The following is a 17,248-nucleotide window of genomic DNA, read 5'->3' on the forward strand; positions in this document are numbered from 1 at the left end:
TTTCGACAGAATTGATGTTGTTGGCATCCGTTTCACCCGATGACGGCCTATCTGATGACGTGGAAATCACAGACATCAGGCCGTCACTACCGGCTCACGCCGGTTTTAAATAGTCGAAACGCCACAGCCTCGGGCCGTGTTTCGATAGGTAAGACCGGTGTCACGACGACCGAGCCCCGGCGGAAGTACCTGGCTCGTCGCGGGGGCGAGGGGAGGAGCCGGCGTCGCGAGCGGGAGTTCGCGAGCGGCGTGGTGTTATTTCCGTCCCGGCTCCGATCGGCGAACGATGCGAGCGAACTCCACCCGTCGCGCGCTGCTCGGGGCCCTCGTTGCCGGCGGCATCGGCGCCACGGCGCTGTCGCCCGCAGCCGACCTGCTGTCGTCGTTCGCCCCGCCCGCAGGCCGCGCCTGGCGGAGCACCCGCGGCGAGACGCCGGAGACGGTCGCCAGTCCCCACGGCGAGGCGACCGTGACCTACGACGAGTGGGGCGTCCCCCACGTCGCCGCCGACACCGAACCGGCGGCGTACTTCGCGGTCGGCTACGTCCAGGCGGCGGACCGGTTCTTCGAGATGGACCTCGTCAGGCGCCGGATGGACGGTCGGCTGGCGGCCGCCGTCGGCGAACGGGCCGTCGACTCCGATCGCTTTCACGCACAGATGGACTTCCGTGGGGCAGCAGCGGCCTCCGAGACGGCGCTCGCGGGGAGCCGGACCGAGACGCTCATCGAGGCCTACACCGACGGCGTCAACGCCGCCCGCGAGGACGGTCCCGACCCGCTCGAGTTCGCACTCGCCGGATACGGGGCCGGCGAGTGGACGCCGATCGATACCCTGCTCGTCGGGACCCAGATCGCCTGGGGGCTGACGGGGAGTTTCGAGGCGCTCCGCCGGGACGTCCTCCGGGAGCGTCTCGACTCCGCCGACTACCGCCGGCTCTACGGGGAGCCCTTCGACCACGGCGCGCCGATCGTCCGGGAGGCGACCGGCGGCGACGGGAGGCGGGAGGCGGAATCGAGGGGGCGGCTGCGCGGCGTCGATCCCGCGTTCGTCGACGCGCTGGCCGAGCACGAACCGCCACCGGCGTGGGGATCGAACCACTGGGCCGTCGCCGGCGAGCACACCCGTTCGGGATCGCCGCTGCTCGCCTACGACCCCCACCTGACGCTCATGGCGCCGCCGGTGTGGTACGAACAGCGGATCACGGTCGCAAACGCCGACGTCGACGTCCGCGGCGCCACGCTCCCGGGCATTCCCTTCGTCGTCATCGGGGAGAACCGCCACGGCGCGTGGGGGTTTACCAACACCGGCGCCGACGTCGTCGACCACTACACCTACGAGACCGACGGCGAGGAGTACCGCTACGGGGACGACTGGCTCGAGTTCGAGACCGAAACCCGGACGGTCGGCGTCGCCGACGGCGAGGACCGCGAGGTGGAGGTCAGAAAGACCGTCCACGGCGCCCTCGTCGACCGGGAGGTAGACGGCGAGAGCCGACGGATCGGGGTCGCCTGGACCGGGATGACCGGCACCCAGGAGTCCGCGGCCATCTACGAGTTCTCCCGGACGCGGGGGGCCGACGACTACCTCGAGGCGCTCCGGAAGATGGACGTCCCGACGCAGAACGCGCTGTACGTCGACGACGAGGAGGTTCACTACCAGGTGGCCGGCCGGATCCCGATCCGCCGGATCGACGGCGAGGTCGTTCGCGGCGACCGCGTCTTCGACGGCTCGGCCGCCGAGGCCGAGTGGGCCGGGTTCGAGCCGTTCGGACAGAGCGACTGGTCGGCCGGCGGCTTCATCCCCGTCGAGGAGACGCCGGGCGTCAGCGACGCCGACTACGTCGCTACGGCCAACCAGCGGCCGGTCGACGACCCGGCGTTCCCCGTCGGCCAGGGCTACGCCTCGGGCTTTCGCGGGGCCCGCATCTACGAGCGACTCGACGAACGGATCGCGGGCGGCGGCGCCGTCGATCGCGAGTTCATGGTCGCCCTCCAGAACGACACCGTAGACCTCCGGGCACGGGCCCTCGTGCCCGCGACCCTCGACGCCAGAGACCGGATGGACGGCTCCCTCGATCCCTACCTCGAGGAGCTCTCCGACTGGGAGTACCGGATGAACCGGGAGTCGACGGCCGCACTCGTCTTCGCTCGGTTCTACGAGGCGTTCCGGGCGGCGACCTGGAGCGACGACTTCGAGCGACTCGGCCTCGACGAGGGGTGGTGGCCCCAGGAGTGGCCGCTGGTGACCCTGCCCCACGACGACCCGTTCTTCGACGGCGACCGCGCGGCCGTCATCGCCGAGGCGATGGCCGAGGCCGTAGACGAGATCGAGGCCGAGGGCTGGGAGAGCTACGGCGACTACAACCGGACGACGATCGACCACCCATTCGGCGGGCAGGTGCCGGCGCTGAACTGTCCCCGGTATCCGACCGACGGCACGGACGCGACCGTCTTCAACGTCCACGACGGCGCCGACGCGGGCAGCAGTTGGCGCCAGGTGTCGTCGATAGGCGGGGAGTCGCTGTCGGTCGTCCCCGGCGGCCAGAGCGGGGCCTATGGCTCGGATCACTACGCGGATCAGCTCCGGCTGTGGGCCGACGGCGAGCACAAACCGATGACCTTCGAGGCGCCCGACGACGGGCGAGTCCTCGAGTTCCGGGGGCGGGAGGAATGAGCGTCGAGGACACTCCCTCGGGGACGGACCGCAACGGCCCCGAGAGGACGGACGGCGCCGGCTTCCCGTGGACGCCCGCCCCCCTGCTCGCGGTCCGACGGGACTCGAGACGGCGGGCGGTCGCGGTCGTCGCCGCCGCGGCCGTCGGCCTCGGGCTGGCGTGGGTCCACTGGCTCGGGCTGTTCGCCGCCGGCGCGGCGGTCGGCCTCGTCAGCCGGACGCTCCCCCGGGCGGTCGCCGCCGGGATCTGTACCGGCGCCGTCGCCCTCGCTCTCACCGTCCTCGCGAGCCCGTCGATGGGCACCGGCGAGTTCCTCGCGCTGTCGCCGCCGGCGTACGTCGCCGTCGCCGCCGGCCTGCTCGCGCCGGGATGGGGGGCGCTGGTCCGGGGCGTCGTCTGAGACCACCCGAGCCCACCCGCCGCCGACGGCGACGGTACACCCGGTCGGAGGCCCGAAACCCCTACGAGGATCGGGACCCGAACTCGAGACGAATGGATCGACGGTCGGTCCTCCGGGTCGGGGTCGCGGTGGGCGTCGGCGCGAGCGGAGGCTGTCTCTCCCGGCTCAGAGAGGAGGCGGGGGTCGACGACGCCGACGGCGAGACGTCGAGGATCGCACGCGTCGAGGACCCGCCCGACGCCGTCTACGTCCCGAGCCACCGCGAGACGATGGAGCGCCTCGAGCCGGCCCGTGCCGGCGACTACGCCGTCGCGCCGATGGTGACGTACGCCCACCCGTTCTGGCTCGTCGACGGGAGCGAGACGACTCTCGTCGAGCCCCAGGGCGGCCCGGAGGTCCACCTGATGATCGCTCTCCGGGAGCCCGAGACGGGGGCCGCCCTCCCCGTGGCGTCGGGCGCCCGGCTCCGGCTCGAGCACGACGGCGAGTCGATCGGTTCGGTCTCGCCCTGGCCGATGATCTCCCAGGGGATGGGCGCCCACTTCGGTGACAACGTCCCGCTGGAGGGCGACGGAACCTACGCCGTCGAGGTCGAACTCCCACCCCTCGGCGTCCGGACGACCGGCACCCTGGCGGGCCGGTTCGAGACCTTCGAGACGGCGACCTTCGAGTTCACGTACGACGAGGCGTTCCGCGAGGCGGTCGCCGACGTCGAGTATCTGGACGAGGAGCTGTGGGGCCGGCGGGGTGCCCTCGAGCCGACGGGCCACGGCGGCGGAGACGGAGACGAAGGGAACGATTCGAACGCGGACGACGACCGTTCCGGCCACGAGGGCGACGAGGGCGGCATGGCCCACTCCGTTTCCGCACTGGCGCCCGCCGAGGAGTACCCCGGACTCCTCGGGGCGCCGGAACGCGACGACGCCGTCCTCGTGACCGCCCTGCTCGAGCCCGGGTCGCGGTTCGCCGAGAACGGGGAGCGGTACCTGCTGGTCTCGCCGCGGACGCCCTATAACCGGGTCCCCCTCGCCGACATGGCCATGACCGCGACCGTCGCGCGCGGGGACGAGGCCGTGGAAGAGGCGGATCTCGTCCAGACGATCGACGGTGAGTACGGCCATCACTACGGCGCCGGGGTGGCGGAACTCGCCGAGGGCGACGCCCTCACGGTCGCCATCGAGGGCGTCCCCCAGGTGGCCCGCCATCAGGGGTACGAGACGGCCTTCCTCGAGATGGAGCCGATCGAGCTGACCGTGGGGGGAGCCTGATGGGACCGAGAGACTCCGCCGCGGCCGGCGCCGTCCTGGCGGTCGTCGTCGCCGCGGCGCTCGTCCTCGCCAGCGGGGGTGCGCTCGCGGGCGACAACGTCGCGCTCTTCGCGTTCGAGCCGACCGAGATCGAGGCCGATCCCGGCGAGGAGGTGACCGTCGAGATCGTCATGACGAGCCACGGCGGCTACGGCGGCGAGGGGGTCGGGACCGTTGCCTTCGCCCTCGACTACGACCCCGACGTGCTCTCCGTGACGGATCTCGAGGCGGGCCCGTGGCTCGAGGGCGACGGGGTAGAGGTCGCCGTCGATCGAGAGGTGGACGAGGAGCGAGGCGAGGTCAGGCTGAACCAGAGCCGCGAGCCCGCGGGCGAAGGGGTAACCGGGACCGCGCCGATCGCGACGGCGACCCTCGAGGTGCGCGAGGACGCTGAGGCGACGAACGCGACGCTCACCGTCACCGGGAGCAGCGTCGAACTCGTCGACGGCAATCCCCAGTCGACGATGGTTCGGGACGCGGTGGTGGTCGTCGACGGCGGGGAACCGACCGACGGCGGGGACGGCGAGGACGCCGATCCAGAGGGGGTCACCCTCGCTGACGGGGACGCTAGTTCCGGGGAAGAGGCCGACGGCGAGGACGACGACGCGGCGGACGCCACCGGAGAGACGGGAGGCGATGAGCCGTCGCTGGCGCTCCTCGCGGGCGTCGGTACCATCGCGTTCGTGTCGGTGGTCTGTCTGGCCGCGATCGCCCTCAGGAAGCGGGATCCGGGAGTATAAATGGGCGGGCGAGAACCCCCGATCATGGACCTGTCGTTGATGCTCCCTCCCCATCCAGGACGGCGATGGACGATCGCGAAACAGCTCGGCGTCGAGACCGCCGTCGTCCGCTTCTGGGGAGAGCGCGACGAGCCCTGGTGGGAGTACGACCACCTGCTCCGGACGAAGACCCGCTTTTCCGACCACGGACTCTCCCTCGACGTGGTCGAGGACCGCCCGCCGATGACGAACACCGTCCTCGGACGCGAGGGACGTGACGCCGAGATCGAGGTCGTCCAGGAGCTGATCCGGAACATGGGCAGACTCGGCATCGACGTCTACAGCTGGGTCTGGACCGAAAACCCCGTCGGCGTCGTCCGGACCTCCGACTCGGTTCCCGACCGGGGCGGCTCGCTCCAGACGGGCTACGATCACGAACTCTACCAGCGAGGGGCTGACCACCCTGCCGCGGGAGTCACCGAGGAGGAACTCTGGGAGAACCTCGAGTACTTCCTCGATCGGGTGGTCCCGGTCGCCGAAGAGGCAGGGGTAAAGCTCGCGCTCCACCCCGACGACCCGCCGATCTCGCCCGTGCGTGGGGTCCCCCGGCTCGTGACCTCCCTGGAGAGCTACGAGCGAATCCTCGATCTATCGGACAGCCCGAACCACGGCGTCACGTTCTGTCAGGGCAACTTCTCGGCGATGGGCGAGGACGTTCCCGAGGCGATCGACCGTCTCGGGGAGCGGATCCACTTCGTTCATTTCCGGGACGTCGAGGGCGAGCCCTCCGAATTCGTCGAGACCTGGCACGACGACGGGCCGACGGACATGCGGGCGACGATCGACGCCTACCGCGACGCGGGGTTTTCGGGACCGATCCGGCCCGACCACGTCGCGAAGATGGCCGGCGAGGAGGACCGCGCAGAGGCGATGGCCGGCTACACCGACATGGGCCGTCTCTACGCCGTCGGCTACATGCGCGGGCTGATGGAGCGGACCCGGTAGGGCTCAGACCCGCTCGTCGAGCCAGGCGATCGCCGCCTCGACGGCTTCCACGGAGTCGCCCCGGACCGTGATCCGTTTCTCCTCGCCGTCGTCCTCGGGATAGCTCCCGACGCTGACGTCGAAGCGTTCGATCGCCCGGTTGAGGTCGGCGACGAGCGCGCTCTCGGGTTCGGCGCTGCGGATCGTCCGGACGACCCGGTCGCCGTCGAAGGCGTCGGCGATCTCGCCGAACATGGCCTTCATCTCCTCGGGGATCCCCGGGAGGACGTAGACGCTTTCGATCCGACAGCCCGGCGAGAGCCCCACCTCGTTGGGGATCGCCTCGCTCCCCTCGGGGAGGGCAGACCACGCCTCGATATCGACGTCGACGTCGCCATCGTACTTCGAGAGCGTGCGCTCGACCCCCGCGCGGGCCTCCGGATGGGTCGTCAGCGGGGCGTCGAACGCCGCCGCGATCGCGTCCATCGTGACGTCGTCGGGCGTTCCGCCGACGCCGCCGGTGACGATCACCGCGTCGGAACGCTCGGCGAGATCACCGAGTCGGGGGGCGATGACCTCGACGGTGTCGGGGAGGGTGAGAATCTCCCGGACGGAGACGCCGCGTTCGGCGAGTCGAGCGGCGAGCCAGGCGGCGTTGGTGTCGGCGATGTCGCCGGCGAGCAACTCGTCGCCGACGGTCAGGAGTGCGACCTGCATACCGAGGCGTAGCTACCGGAGGTATATGTCGTCCGCGAAAACTGGTGGGCTACTCCGAGGGATCCGCGCTGCGCTCGTAGAGGTACAGCGCCTTCCAGAGCACGTCCTCGACTTCGGTGTCGGCCGCGAGTTCGTTGAGCTTGCGTTCCGCGGAGTCGGAGACCTCGATGGCGGACATAACTCAGGTAACCAGCCCGAGGGGGATAAATACACTGGGAGTCGTAATCGAGTTAATTTTGGCGTCAGCCGCCGCTGACCGGGGGGAGCAAGGCGAGTTCGTCCCCCGATTCGAGTTCGTCATCGAGGTCGCCGCCCAGATCGGCCCCGTTTTTGAGCACGGAGACGTCGCCGGCGAGTCCGCCGTCCGTGCGCACGCGGTCGGCCAGCGCGGGGCGATCGGAGAGCAGTTCCTCTAAGGCCTCCCCGACCGTGGCCCCGGAAGCGACCTCGACGGCGACCGTACGGTCGTCGGCGTGTTCGGCGAGATCGGCGAACAGCTTCCACTCGACGTGCATGGGTGGCGGTATCGCCGCGGGCGGCAAGTAGCTACCGCTCCGCGCAATGGGGTGTGGGCGAAAGCCAACGGCGTTAACTCTCCCGACCGCAAGCGGAGAGTATGGTCGGCGAGCGGGCGACGGCGCGGATACCCGACAACTGGCGGTGGGTCGTCACCACCCGGGTAGCCGTCTGGCTCGCCCTGGTCGTCGCCCTCCTCTCGGTCGTGACGGGGATCATCAACATCGAGCAGTCCGGCGCCGACTTCGGCCCGATCGCGCCCCACGTTCCCGAGGCGGTCCAGGCCGCGGTCGGCTTCACCGGCGCGCTGACCGGCTTCCTGATGGTCGCGAGCGCACTGGCGCTCCGGCGGGGGCTCCGGGCGGGCTGGTGGGCGACGCTCGTGCTCCTGCCGGTGACGGCGATCCAGGGACTGCTCCAGGGCAGTCCCTACTCCGTCCCGCTGATCGCGCTCTCGGTGCTCTCGATTCCGACGCTGCTTCTGACCCGCCGGCGGTTCGACCGCCAGCTGTCGCTCTCGACGACCCAGATTGCCGCCGGCGGCGCCCTCGCGGGCGTCCAACTCTACGGCACCGTCGGCGCCTACACGCTCCGCGAGGAGTTCGACGGGCTCTCGACGCTGCTCGACGCCTTCTACTTCACGCTGATCACCTCGAGCACCGTCGGCTACGGCGACATCGGTCCCGAGACCGAGGAGGCGGTGCTGTTTACGATGTCCGTTGTCGTCCTCGGGGTCGCCAGCTTCGGCATCGCCGTCGGGGCGTTGGTCGGCCCCGCCATCCAGGCCAGACTCACCAAGACACTCGGAAAAATGACAGAATCGGAGCTCGCGGAACTCGACGACCACGTCCTCGTGCTCGGCTACGGGGAACTGACCGAACCGATCATCGACGAACTGGGGGCGGAGACCCCCTTCGCCGTCGTCGTCCGGGACGGGGAGACCGCCGACGAACTGGGCGAACGCGACGTCCCCGTCGTCAGGGGAAATCCCAGCGACGAGGCGCCCCTCCAGCGGGCGGGAATCGACCGCGCCCGCGCGGCGCTGGTCGCGACCAACCACGACGCCGAGGACGCCCTCGCGATACTGACGGCCCGCGAACTCGCCCCCGAGATCCGGATCGTCGCCGCCGCGACCGACCGCGAGAACACCGGGAAACTCGAGCGCGCAGGCGCCGACGCCGTGATCAGCCCCGCCGTGCTGGGCGGGCACCTGCTCGTCCGGTCAGCGATGAACGGGGGGAGTTCGAACCTCCTCGATCGGATCCTCGCCGGCGAGTAGCCGGCTACTCGGGTGCGCCTTCGACGATCTCGACCCCGCTCGAGGCGCCGATCCGCTCGGCGCCGGCCTCGATCATCGCGACCGCCTCCTCGTAGCTGCCGATCCCGCCGCTGGCTTTGACGGGGAGGTACTCGCTCATCAGTTCGACATCGTCGAGGGTCGCACCCCCGTCCGCGAAGCCCGTCGCGGTCTTGACCATCGCGGCGTCGGCCTCGCGGGCGGCCTCGCAAGCCCGCCGGAGTTCTCCCTCTGTGAGGAGGGGCGCCTCACAGATCACCTTCACCGGCACCGGGACGGCGGCAACGAGTTCCGCGATCTCCTCGGAGACGGCGTCGTCCTCGCCGGCTTTCAGCCGGCCGACGTTCGCCACGACGTCGAGTTCGTCGGCGCCCGATTTCCAGGCGACGACGCCCTCGCGGCGCTTGATATCCGCGGCGTTGTTGCCGTGGGGGAAGCCGACGACCGTCGCGACGGTCACCTCCGGGTGCGAGTCGGCCGCACTGGCGACGTAACACGGCGGGATGCAGGCGTTCATCCCGTACTCGTCGGCTTCATCGAGGACGCGCTCGACGTCGGCGGGCGTCGTCTCCGGCCCGAGGACGGTGTGGTCGATCGCGGGGGCGAGTTCGTCACGGTCCATACCGACGGCGACTCGCCCCCGCGACAAAAAACCCGCGTGCCCCGCTCACTCCCGGTCGTGGTCGGGGTAGCGGTCACCGCTCTCGAGTTCGCGCCTCGCCTCCCGGTTCCGGCGGTGCTGGGGCGAGGCGATCGTCTCGCCGGTACCCTCGATTCGGTCCTCGGGGTCCTCGACCGCAAGCCATGCGCGGAGCCGCGACAGTACCCCGCTGAGCATGGTTGTGGGTACGCACCGACGTCTCAAAAACCCATCCGGTATCGGGATCGACGGGGCCGGCGATCGGACGCGAGACCGTTCGCCCGGGCCCGGAGAGCGATCGGCTCAGTGTTTCGATCGGGGACGGAAAGCCAGGGTGCGCACACAGGCTCTGCCTTTACCGGACGGGTCGCCCTACGGCCGACAGTGAGACGATGATCCGGTCCCCGAGACGAGCGCACCCGGTCCCGAACAGCGCCGACGACCGACCCGCGGACGCGAATTCGTAACCAATGGACGCACTCACCTGGCACGGCGAGGGCGACGTCCGGCTCGAGGACGTCCCGAAACCCGAGATCGAGGAACCGACCGACGCGATCATCGAGGTGACGGCGACGGCGATCTGTGGCTCCGACCTCCATCTCTACAACGACTTCATGCCCGGCATGCAGGAAGGCGACGTCCTAGGCCACGAGCCGATGGGCGAAATCGTCGAAGTGGGCGACGACGTCGACGAACTCCGGGAAGGCGACCGCGTGGTGGTCCCCTTCACGATCAGCTGTGGCGACTGCTGGTTCTGTGAGAACGACCTCTACTCGCTGTGCGACGAGACCAACCCCAACGCCGAGATGGCAAAGGAGGCGATGGGCCACTCCCCCGCCGGCCTCTTCGGCTTCTCGCACACCCTGGGCGGCTACGACGGCGGACAGGCCGAGTACCTCCGGGTACCCCACGCCGACGTCGGCCCGATCAAAGTCGAGAACGACTCGCTTTCGGACCAGGAGGTGCTCTTCCTCTCGGACATCTTCCCGACGGGGTACATGGCCGCCGAGAACGCCGAGATCGACGACGGCGACACGGTCGCGGTCTGGGGCTGTGGCCCCGTGGGCCAGTTCGCGATCCGGAGCGCCTGGATGCTCGGCGCCGAGCGCGTGATCGCCGTCGATCGGATCGACGAGCGCCTCGAGATGGCCGAGGGCCACGCCGACACGGAGGTCATCGACTACGAGGAGGAGGACGTCTACGACCGGCTGATGGACGCGACTGACGACCGCGGGCCCGACGGCTGTATCGACGCCGTCGGCTCGGAGGCCCACCACACCTGCGCCGGCAGCCACGACGAGCCCGACCGCCCGTACGTCCTCCAGGAGGCCGTCAAATCCTGTCGGAAGGGGGGGACCCTCTCGATTCCCGGCGTCTACATCGACGAGATGGACGGCGCACCCATGGGGCCGCTGATGAACAAGGCCCTGACCGTGAACACCGGCCAAACCCACGTCCAGGCCTATCTCGACCCCCTCCTCAAGCGGATCGAGGGCGGCGAGATCGACCCCTCCGCGATCATCACCCACGAGGCCGATCTGGCGGACGGTCCCGACCTCTACGACACCTTCAACGACAAGGAAGACGACTGCATCAAGGTCGTAATGACGCCGTAAACGGGGGTGGCCTCTCCCGACGGCAGGCCCTCATCGATGACGGACCCCCGAGCCGTTTTTCCACTACCCGTACTTTCAATATACGCGATATGTATGGGGAGCGATGAGGGACAGTAGTGAAGGGGGACTACGCCGCGTAGTCGTCCGCGCCCGGCTCGTCCGGCCCCGGCGGCGGCGAGCACGGGTGGTGTTGATCGCGGTGCTCGTGTGCCTACTGCTTCTCAGTCTGGGGATCGCGGGAGCCTGTGTCTCGAAAAGCCCGGTCGACGTCACCGTAACCGACGACGAGGGCGAACCCGTCGAAGGTGAGGACGTCACGCTCGTCGACCCGCGGACCGGCGAGACCGTCGGCGAGGCAGTCACCGACAGCGACGGCGTCGTTTCCATACCTGCCGACCACGGCCCCGTCGAGGTCGTCGTCGGTGATACGACCGAGCGCATTACCGTTCCTGCCCAGACCGACGTTGGCGTCACGGTCGTTGCGCCCGGGCTCGAGCAAACACGAGCTCTTGCGGTTCGCTCCCCCTCCCTTCTCGTCGATCGTTCCGTGGATTCCTGACGTCCCGCCGAACGAAACCGGTTTACCCGCGACGCCGATACCTCCTCCGTGACCGACGACGAGCCGGCGGCCGGCGGGGGATCGGGGGGCGGCCGGCCGGACAAACGCCACGACGGAGAGGAGCGAGGGGAGAGCGACGTCGGGGAGTTCACGCTCTCGACGTTCCACGAGGTCTCCGGCCGGGAGGGCCGGCCAGTGCTCACCGCCTCCGCGGTCGCCAACGCCCTCGGGATCGACCAGAGCGAGGCCAGCGACCGCCTCGCTTCCCTCGCCGAGCGGGGCGAACTCGAACGCCTGTCGGTGTCGACCGATCCGGTGGTCTGGTATCCGAGCGAACTCGAGGACCTCACGGCGCGCGAACGGGTCGTCGTCTTCCCCAAACGCCGCGAGATCGTCGTAGACCGCCCCGACCAGTTCACCCGAGCACAGCTCTCGTCGTTCGCCCATCTCGCGGACACCAACGGCGAGCGGGGGTACCGGTACGTCGTCCGGGCCGAGGACGTCTGGCGGGCGCCCCACGAGGAGATCGAGGCCCTCCGACGGACGATGCGCCAGGCACTCGGGCAACGATCGGCGGAGCTCGAGGCGTTCGTCGAGAGCCAGTGGGACCGCGCCAGGCAGTTCACCCTCCGGAGCCATCCGGAGGGCTATACGATTCTCGAGGCCGCCAGCCCCGAGATCATGGGCAACGTCGCCCGCCAGAAACTCGACGAAGAGCAGATCCACGCCCCGATCTCCGAGACCGAAGACTGGGTCCGGGAGGGCGAGGAGGCGGCGATCAAGCGGCTCCTCTACGAGGCGGGGTATCCCGTCCGTGACGAGCGCGATCTGGCGGGCGGCGATCCCCTGGAGATTGAGCTTTCGGTCTCCTTGCGCGACTACCAGCGCGACTGGGTCGATCGGTTCGCCGAGGCCGGCGAGGGCGTCCTCGTCGGTCCGCCGGGAAGCGGGAAGACCGTCGCCGCGATGGGCGCGATGGGCCACGTCGGCGGCGAGACCCTGATCCTGGTCCCGAGTCGGGAGCTGGTCCGCCAGTGGGCCGATTCCCTGGTCGAATTGACGAGTCTGGAACCCGACCAGATCGGCCAGTACCACGGCGGGCGAAAGGAGGTTCGGCCGGTGACGATCGCGACCTACCAGATCGCGGGGATGGACCGCCACCGGTCGCTGTTCGACGACCGCGAGTGGGGACTCGTCGTCTTCGACGAGGTCCACCACGTCCCAAGCGACGTCTATCGCCGGAGCGCGCGCCTCCAGTCGCGCCACCGGCTGGGACTGACGGCGAGCGCGATCCGCGAGGACGACCGAGGGTCGGAGATCTTCACCCTCGTCGGGCCGCCGATCGGCACCGACTGGGAGGCGCTCTTTTCGGCCGGGTTCGTCGCCGAGCCGGAACTCGAGATCCGGTACGTCCCCTGGGAGGAGGACGCCGAAAACGCCTACGCCGCCGCCGAGGGCCGCGAGCGCTACCGACTGGCGGGCGAAAACCCGGGGAAGATCGACGAGATCCGGTACCTGCTGGCTTCCCATCCCGGGGCGAAGGCGCTCGTCTTCGTCGACTACCTCGACCAGGGCGAGGCGATCTCGGCGGCGCTCGACGTCCCCTTCGTCAGCGGGGAGACGCCCCACGCCGAGCGCCGGCGGCTGTTCGATGCCTTCCGCCGGGGGGAACGCGACCGGCTGGTCGTCTCCCGGATCGCCGACGAGGGGATCGACCTGCCGACCGCCGACGTCGCGGTCGTCGCCTCCGGTCTCGGGGGATCACGCCGACAGGGCACCCAGCGCGCCGGCCGGACGATGCGGCCCGCGGGCGGGGCGACGGTGTACGTGCTCGCGACCCGGGGCACCCGCGAGGAGGAGTTCGCGCGGCGTCAGCTCCAGCATCTCGGTCGGAAAGGGATCTCGGTCACCGAGCGGACGATCGATCGCGATTAGCCGACACCCGGAGGCGGTTGGGCCGGGGGTTCGGCCTCGGTCGGCTCCTCCTCGCACACTACGGTTTCGACGCCGACGACGCCGACGCCGCTCTCTATCTCCCGCCTCGCGGCCGCCGCGTCGTCGTCGGCGACCGCCAGTCGGACCTCGAGGTCGACGACGGTGTCGTTCAGGCCGGGCTGGAGACCCCGTACATCCGTCTCTTCGACCCGCTCGACCGCGTCTAGGCGGGCGAGGACCGTCGCGGCACCCTCCGCTAAGTCGCCGGTCGCGTTGACCGGGACGCGCACTGCGAGCGTTGCCGTCAGTAGGTGGTTCATCGAGGTCCCCGCCGAGGATCGAACTCGGGTCGGGCACGGTGCCCGCCAGTCCAGTCACTGCAGGGATACGCGCAGGCTCCGGACTGGCCGTCGGGGGGACAACGGGATGTGAAACGGACCTCCGTCCGGCCAGGAGAACGGGCCTACGCGGCGCGGACGGAGTCGAAGCCGACGGCCCCGCCCGAGCCATACCCGATCCCGATACCGGAGGGAGCCGGCATCGGGGTCGGATTCGCCCTCGCGGCGCTCCGTGGCGCCGCGAACGCGAGGTGGGTCGGAAGCGAGGTCATCGGTGGAACGGCCACTGTGTGGCCCTGACGGGAACATCCGGGGGGATTAACATAATCGTTTCTTAGGTGAGTCATACCATGCCACTCGAGTGTGAGATCGTCCACGTCTCGGGACTTGAACCGGGGTTATTGAATTAACTGACCATATAACCAGAATATTTAATACAATAGGCCATAAATATGGATGTGTGAGTGGAATATAGGCCCCGATCCGAACGAACGCTCCGCTCCCGCGACGGCGGACGCGTTCGGCCGGACCACGACGACCCGTAGCGTGCGCAACCGACGTCCGTCGCGGACGGACGGAAACCGACTCCGCACCTAGAGCCAATGTACGCATCCCATGCAGGCCACACGACCGCGCCGTACAACACCGCCTACCTCCGCGACGACCGCTCTCAGCTCTACGGCGAGTTCGGGATCGACCGCGAGGGCGACCGTCTCGAGGACGCGCCGGCGGACTTCGCCGCCCGGCGGGAGGCGCTCCTCGCCTTCTACGGCGGTCGGTGCGGCCGGTGTCTGGCCGGGATCGGGACGACCCACACCGAGGAGGACGACCTCGCGTACGTCCACCCGCTTCCGACGCCAGGAGAGATGCCGGCATCGATGACGGCCGACGGCGGCCAGCGACAGCGGTGGGCCCTCGAGAACCTCGTTCCCCTCTGTGAACCCTGCTACGGGCTCTGCTCGGTCGAGGAGCCGGGACGGATCGACAGCTTCGGGGGCGCCGCCCGCGACGCCCAGCAGTTCCCCCAGTGGGCGGGCGACCCCCGGGTCGCCGTCGAGCGGGTCCCGCTCACCGGCCGGGAGCTCTGGCTCCGAAACCGGCTCCGGGAGCGCCACGGCGAGGGAGGCGGGGCGGAGTCGATCAACGAACCCGTCGCGCTCGCGGCGTGTCTCGCACGCGAGACCCCCGCTGACCTGGCAGTCGCCCTCGGGGAGGCGTTCGCGGCCGACGCCTGGCAGCCGATCCCCGAGGCCCAGCGGCTCACCGACCGCTGGGAGGCCCTCCCCGCGGACGACCGCGAGCGCTACGAGCGGCGGGTAGCGAGGCGCCGGGAGCGCATCGAGGCGTAGGCCAATCTTCAAGTTCGCGCGCCCGGTCCGTACGATACATGACCGTCCGACAGAGCCCCGGGGAGGTGGCGGCGTGAGCGACCGCGAGATCGTCGTCGGCGAGACCACCTCCGGTACGGACGTCGCCCTCCCCGTCGTCCAGTTGCTCACTGGGCGGGGGTTCGTCACCGGGAAGTCGGGATCGGGGAAGTCAAACACCGCGTCGGTGATCGCCGAGGAACTGCTCGAGTCGGGCTTTCCCCTGCTGATCGTCGATACCGACGGGGAGTATTATGGATTGAAAGAGGAGTACGAGATGCTCCACGCGGGCGCCGACGAGGAGTGTGACATCCAGATCGGGCCCGAACACGCAGAGCAGATGGCCGAACTCGCCTTAGAGGAGAACGTTCCGGTCATCTTAGACGTCTCGGGCTATCTCGACGAGGAGGTCGCAAACGACCTCCTGCGCGAGACCGCCCGACAGCTGTTCGTCAAGGAGAAGAAGCTCAAAAAACCCTTCCTGCTGGTGGTCGAGGAGGTCCACGAGTACATCCCCGAAGGTGGAGGCGTCGGCGAGACGGGAAAGATGCTGATCAAGATCGGAAAGCGGGGTCGAAAACACGGGCTGGGAATCATGGGGATCAGCCAGCGGCCCGCCGACGTCAAGAAGGACTTCATCACGCAGGCAAACTGGCTCGTCTGGCACCGGCTGACCTGGGAGAACGACACCAAGGTCGTCGGCCGGATCATGGATAGCGAGTACGCCGACCGCGTCTCGGATCTCGGCGACGGCCAGGCGTTCGTCCAGACCGACTGGACCGACGAGAACGTCCGCCGGATCCAGTTTCGCCGCAAGCGGACGTTCGACGCGGGCGCGACCCCCGGGCTCGAGGACTTCGAGCGCCCCGATCTCAAATCGGTCTCGGAGAACCTCGTCGGCGACTTGGAACGGATCTCCGAGCGCAAGGAACGCGAGAGAAACCGGGTCGCCGAGCTGGAAGCCGAACTCTCCGAACGCGAGCAACGCATCGAGAGCCTGAAGGGAAAGCTCGAGGACGCAAAGGACGTGGGCGACGCGGCCCGGCGGATGGCCGACGCCCTCGGACGACCGGACACGATCCAGGCCGAACTCCCGACCGGCGGCGAGGAGCTACGCCAACTCCACGAGGAACTCGTCGAACTCGAACGCGAACGCGACGACCTCGCCGAGGACCTGGCGGAGCGAGACGAGCGCATCGGCGAGCTTGAGGCCGAAACCGACCGCCTCCGTCGCCGGGTCGAGGAACTCGAGGGCGAACGCGGGGAGCCCGCGAGCGAGTCCTCGGGGAGAGAGGAGTCCGGTCGCGAGTCCGCCGGCGGCATGTCGATCATCGAGGGGGATGGCAACGACGTCGAGTTCGGGTACACCCCGAATCACGCGAAGGGGGACGAGGGCGCCGCGGGTGTCAGGCGGTCCGAGCCCATCGAGGGCGACGGGAGCGAGTTCGTCGTCGCAAACGAGGCCGACGAGTTAGAGGAACTGCTCTCGCTGCCGGCCGTCGCCGGGGGACTGGAGCAGGCGTATTCGAACTCGCGGTGTGGGGAGCCAGCCGGACGGACGGCGCTTGCGGCCCTGATCCGGGACGGGCCCCTCGAGACGGACGCGGTCGCGGGCCGGGTCGGTCGCTCGACGGTCGCGGTCCAGGGGTTGCTCTCGGAGCTTCGCTCGGCGGGGCTGGTCGAACGGGTCGGCGAGGGAACGTACGACGTCGCCGACGACGTACTCGCAGGCCTCTCGGAGCCGGTCGAGACCGAGTGAACGGGGAGAACGTGAGCGTGATCGAGACCGACGGACGGGCGTGAAAGCCGGTCACCGCGCCAGTCGCGTTGGAGACGGTCGCTGGCCGACCACACCGGACGTATCCGATGCCTTCGCCGGCGAAATCGTCCCCTACCTTCCGGCCGTACCGTGCGTGGGCCGTCCGCTCGGTCGGGTCCGACCGGCTCGAGCCCCATCGTTCGACGACCGCCAGCGCTGGCTGTCTCGCCTTTAAATCCGAAACGAGCGGCGGAGACGGTCGCCGTCTCCGCGTCCGGCGAAACCCGGGACGGATCACGGGTCCGTCGGGTCCGGTGTTCAGCAGTCCGTGTCACGGAGGCGCGTGACTCTCCGAACGCGGTCGCTTGGGCCCCGAGTTAGCCCTCTATAACAATGTGTAGCGCCGGATTCGGGGGCGA

At 69.5% G+C, this 17,248-nt stretch carries 18 protein-coding genes; 12 read left to right on the forward strand and 6 right to left on the reverse strand.

The window, feature by feature from the left end:
• The first annotated feature begins 286 nt into the window (after nucleotides 1-286).
• The 5 genes from LCF40_RS13365 (at nucleotide 287) to LCF40_RS13385 (ending at nucleotide 6,106) form a co-directional block, all read left to right on the forward strand.
• Entirely contained in the window at nucleotides 287-2,674 is a 2,388-nt protein-coding gene (locus tag LCF40_RS13365; RefSeq protein WP_224828804.1) for a penicillin acylase family protein, read from the forward strand.
• Nucleotides 2,671-3,075: a hypothetical protein gene (locus LCF40_RS13370; protein ID WP_224828805.1), complete on the forward strand. Its 405-nt coding sequence runs from the start codon at nucleotides 2,671-2,673 to the stop codon at nucleotides 3,073-3,075. The genes LCF40_RS13365 and LCF40_RS13370 overlap by 4 nt, the downstream gene beginning before the upstream one ends.
• Nucleotides 3,076-3,167: 92 nt before the next feature.
• On the forward strand, nucleotides 3,168-4,343 hold the full coding sequence (locus LCF40_RS13375; RefSeq protein WP_224828806.1) for a DUF7350 domain-containing protein: 1,176 nt from the start codon (nucleotides 3,168-3,170) through the stop codon (nucleotides 4,341-4,343).
• Nucleotides 4,343-5,122, forward strand: a complete 780-nt coding sequence (locus tag LCF40_RS13380) for a cohesin domain-containing protein (protein WP_224828807.1) — start codon at nucleotides 4,343-4,345, stop codon at nucleotides 5,120-5,122. The genes LCF40_RS13375 and LCF40_RS13380 overlap by 1 nt, the downstream gene beginning before the upstream one ends.
• Before the next feature lie 39 nt (nucleotides 5,123-5,161).
• On the forward strand, nucleotides 5,162-6,106 hold the full coding sequence (locus LCF40_RS13385; RefSeq protein WP_114577697.1) for a mannonate dehydratase: 945 nt from the start codon (nucleotides 5,162-5,164) through the stop codon (nucleotides 6,104-6,106).
• Nucleotides 6,107-6,109: 3 nt separating this feature from the next.
• Here LCF40_RS13385 and LCF40_RS13390 read toward each other — a convergent pair whose 3' ends face one another.
• The 3 genes from LCF40_RS13390 to LCF40_RS13395 form a co-directional block, all read right to left on the reverse strand.
• Complete coding sequence (locus tag LCF40_RS13390; protein WP_224828809.1) at nucleotides 6,110-6,802, reverse strand: competence/damage-inducible protein A; 693 nt, start codon at nucleotides 6,800-6,802, stop codon at nucleotides 6,110-6,112.
• Nucleotides 6,803-6,851: 49 nt separating this feature from the next.
• A complete protein-coding gene (locus LCF40_RS23245; RefSeq protein ID WP_255565241.1) occupies nucleotides 6,852-6,980 on the reverse strand; it encodes a hypothetical protein in 129 nt (42 codons plus the stop codon).
• Between the two features lie 64 nt (nucleotides 6,981-7,044).
• Nucleotides 7,045-7,317 carry a ubiquitin-like small modifier protein 1 gene (locus LCF40_RS13395; protein ID WP_224828810.1) on the reverse strand — a complete coding sequence of 91 codons (273 nt, stop codon included), beginning with the start codon at nucleotides 7,315-7,317 and terminating at the stop codon, nucleotides 7,045-7,047.
• A 101-nt stretch (nucleotides 7,318-7,418) separates the two neighbouring features.
• Here LCF40_RS13395 and LCF40_RS13400 point away from each other — a divergent pair, with 101 nt between their 5' ends.
• Complete coding sequence (locus LCF40_RS13400; protein ID WP_224828811.1) at nucleotides 7,419-8,597, forward strand: NAD-binding protein; 1,179 nt, start codon at nucleotides 7,419-7,421, stop codon at nucleotides 8,595-8,597.
• A gap of 4 nt (nucleotides 8,598-8,601) precedes the next feature.
• Here LCF40_RS13400 and deoC read toward each other — a convergent pair whose 3' ends face one another.
• Together deoC and LCF40_RS13410 are read right to left on the reverse strand one after the other, a co-directional pair.
• On the reverse strand, nucleotides 8,602-9,237 hold the full coding sequence (deoC, locus tag LCF40_RS13405; RefSeq protein WP_224828812.1) for a deoxyribose-phosphate aldolase: 636 nt from the start codon (nucleotides 9,235-9,237) through the stop codon (nucleotides 8,602-8,604).
• Between the two features lie 45 nt (nucleotides 9,238-9,282).
• Nucleotides 9,283-9,453: a hypothetical protein gene (locus LCF40_RS13410; RefSeq protein ID WP_198667913.1), complete on the reverse strand. Its 171-nt coding sequence runs from the start codon at nucleotides 9,451-9,453 to the stop codon at nucleotides 9,283-9,285.
• Nucleotides 9,454-9,725: 272 nt separating this feature from the next.
• Here LCF40_RS13410 and LCF40_RS13415 point away from each other — a divergent pair, with 272 nt between their 5' ends.
• The 3 genes from LCF40_RS13415 to LCF40_RS13425 all read left to right on the forward strand — a co-directional run bounded on the left by LCF40_RS13415 (nucleotide 9,726) and on the right by LCF40_RS13425 (nucleotide 13,365).
• On the forward strand, nucleotides 9,726-10,871 hold the full coding sequence (locus LCF40_RS13415; protein ID WP_224828813.1) for a zinc-dependent alcohol dehydrogenase: 1,146 nt from the start codon (nucleotides 9,726-9,728) through the stop codon (nucleotides 10,869-10,871).
• 103 nt (nucleotides 10,872-10,974) lie between these two features.
• On the forward strand, nucleotides 10,975-11,430 hold the full coding sequence (locus LCF40_RS13420) for a hypothetical protein (protein ID WP_224828814.1): 456 nt from the start codon (nucleotides 10,975-10,977) through the stop codon (nucleotides 11,428-11,430).
• Between the two features lie 48 nt (nucleotides 11,431-11,478).
• On the forward strand, nucleotides 11,479-13,365 hold the full coding sequence (locus LCF40_RS13425; protein ID WP_224828815.1) for a DEAD/DEAH box helicase: 1,887 nt from the start codon (nucleotides 11,479-11,481) through the stop codon (nucleotides 13,363-13,365).
• On the opposite strand, the gene LCF40_RS13430 is transcribed toward LCF40_RS13425, so the two are convergent.
• On the reverse strand, nucleotides 13,362-13,685 hold the full coding sequence (locus LCF40_RS13430; RefSeq protein ID WP_224828816.1) for a hypothetical protein: 324 nt from the start codon (nucleotides 13,683-13,685) through the stop codon (nucleotides 13,362-13,364). The genes LCF40_RS13425 and LCF40_RS13430 overlap by 4 nt on opposite strands.
• 108 nt (nucleotides 13,686-13,793) lie before the next feature.
• On the opposite strand from LCF40_RS13430, the gene LCF40_RS13435 reads away from it, so the two are divergent.
• The 3 genes from LCF40_RS13435 (at nucleotide 13,794) to LCF40_RS13445 (ending at nucleotide 16,829) form a co-directional block, all read left to right on the forward strand.
• Nucleotides 13,794-14,003: a hypothetical protein gene (locus tag LCF40_RS13435; protein WP_224828817.1), complete on the forward strand. Its 210-nt coding sequence runs from the start codon at nucleotides 13,794-13,796 to the stop codon at nucleotides 14,001-14,003.
• A gap of 302 nt (nucleotides 14,004-14,305) precedes the next feature.
• The gene (locus tag LCF40_RS13440; protein WP_224828818.1) at nucleotides 14,306-15,052 is read left to right on the forward strand and encodes an HNH endonuclease; all 747 of its coding nucleotides are present in this window, start codon (nucleotides 14,306-14,308) and stop codon (nucleotides 15,050-15,052) included.
• Nucleotides 15,053-15,125: 73 nt separating this feature from the next.
• On the forward strand, nucleotides 15,126-16,829 hold the full coding sequence (locus LCF40_RS13445; RefSeq protein ID WP_114577572.1) for a helicase HerA domain-containing protein: 1,704 nt from the start codon (nucleotides 15,126-15,128) through the stop codon (nucleotides 16,827-16,829).
• The last annotated feature ends 419 nt before the right edge of the window (nucleotides 16,830-17,248 follow it).

It is taken from the genome of Saliphagus infecundisoli, from assembly GCF_020177375.1.
GTDB lineage: Archaea > Halobacteriota > Halobacteria > Halobacteriales > Natrialbaceae > Saliphagus > Saliphagus infecundisoli.

Coding starts and splice junctions, on each gene's coding strand:
- deoC (WP_224828812.1), bottom strand. CDS start 9,237: ATGGACCGTGACGAACTCGCCCCCGCGATCGACCACACCGTCCTCGGG.
- LCF40_RS13430 (WP_224828816.1), bottom strand. CDS start 13,685: ATGAACCACCTACTGACGGCAACGCTCGCAGTGCGCGTCCCGGTCAAC.
- LCF40_RS13365 (WP_224828804.1), top strand. CDS start 287: ATGCGAGCGAACTCCACCCGTCGCGCGCTGCTCGGGGCCCTCGTTGCC.
- LCF40_RS23245 (WP_255565241.1), bottom strand. CDS start 6,980: ATGTCCGCCATCGAGGTCTCCGACTCCGCGGAACGCAAGCTCAACGAA.
- LCF40_RS13370 (WP_224828805.1), top strand. CDS start 2,671: ATGAGCGTCGAGGACACTCCCTCGGGGACGGACCGCAACGGCCCCGAG.
- LCF40_RS13415 (WP_224828813.1), top strand. CDS start 9,726: ATGGACGCACTCACCTGGCACGGCGAGGGCGACGTCCGGCTCGAGGAC.
- LCF40_RS13395 (WP_224828810.1), bottom strand. CDS start 7,317: ATGCACGTCGAGTGGAAGCTGTTCGCCGATCTCGCCGAACACGCCGAC.
- LCF40_RS13420 (WP_224828814.1), top strand. CDS start 10,975: ATGAGGGACAGTAGTGAAGGGGGACTACGCCGCGTAGTCGTCCGCGCC.
- LCF40_RS13375 (WP_224828806.1), top strand. CDS start 3,168: ATGGATCGACGGTCGGTCCTCCGGGTCGGGGTCGCGGTGGGCGTCGGC.
- LCF40_RS13385 (WP_114577697.1), top strand. CDS start 5,162: ATGCTCCCTCCCCATCCAGGACGGCGATGGACGATCGCGAAACAGCTC.
- LCF40_RS13400 (WP_224828811.1), top strand. CDS start 7,419: ATGGTCGGCGAGCGGGCGACGGCGCGGATACCCGACAACTGGCGGTGG.
- LCF40_RS13380 (WP_224828807.1), top strand. CDS start 4,343: ATGGGACCGAGAGACTCCGCCGCGGCCGGCGCCGTCCTGGCGGTCGTC.
- LCF40_RS13410 (WP_198667913.1), bottom strand. CDS start 9,453: ATGCTCAGCGGGGTACTGTCGCGGCTCCGCGCATGGCTTGCGGTCGAG.
- LCF40_RS13440 (WP_224828818.1), top strand. CDS start 14,306: ATGTACGCATCCCATGCAGGCCACACGACCGCGCCGTACAACACCGCC.
- LCF40_RS13390 (WP_224828809.1), bottom strand. CDS start 6,802: ATGCAGGTCGCACTCCTGACCGTCGGCGACGAGTTGCTCGCCGGCGAC.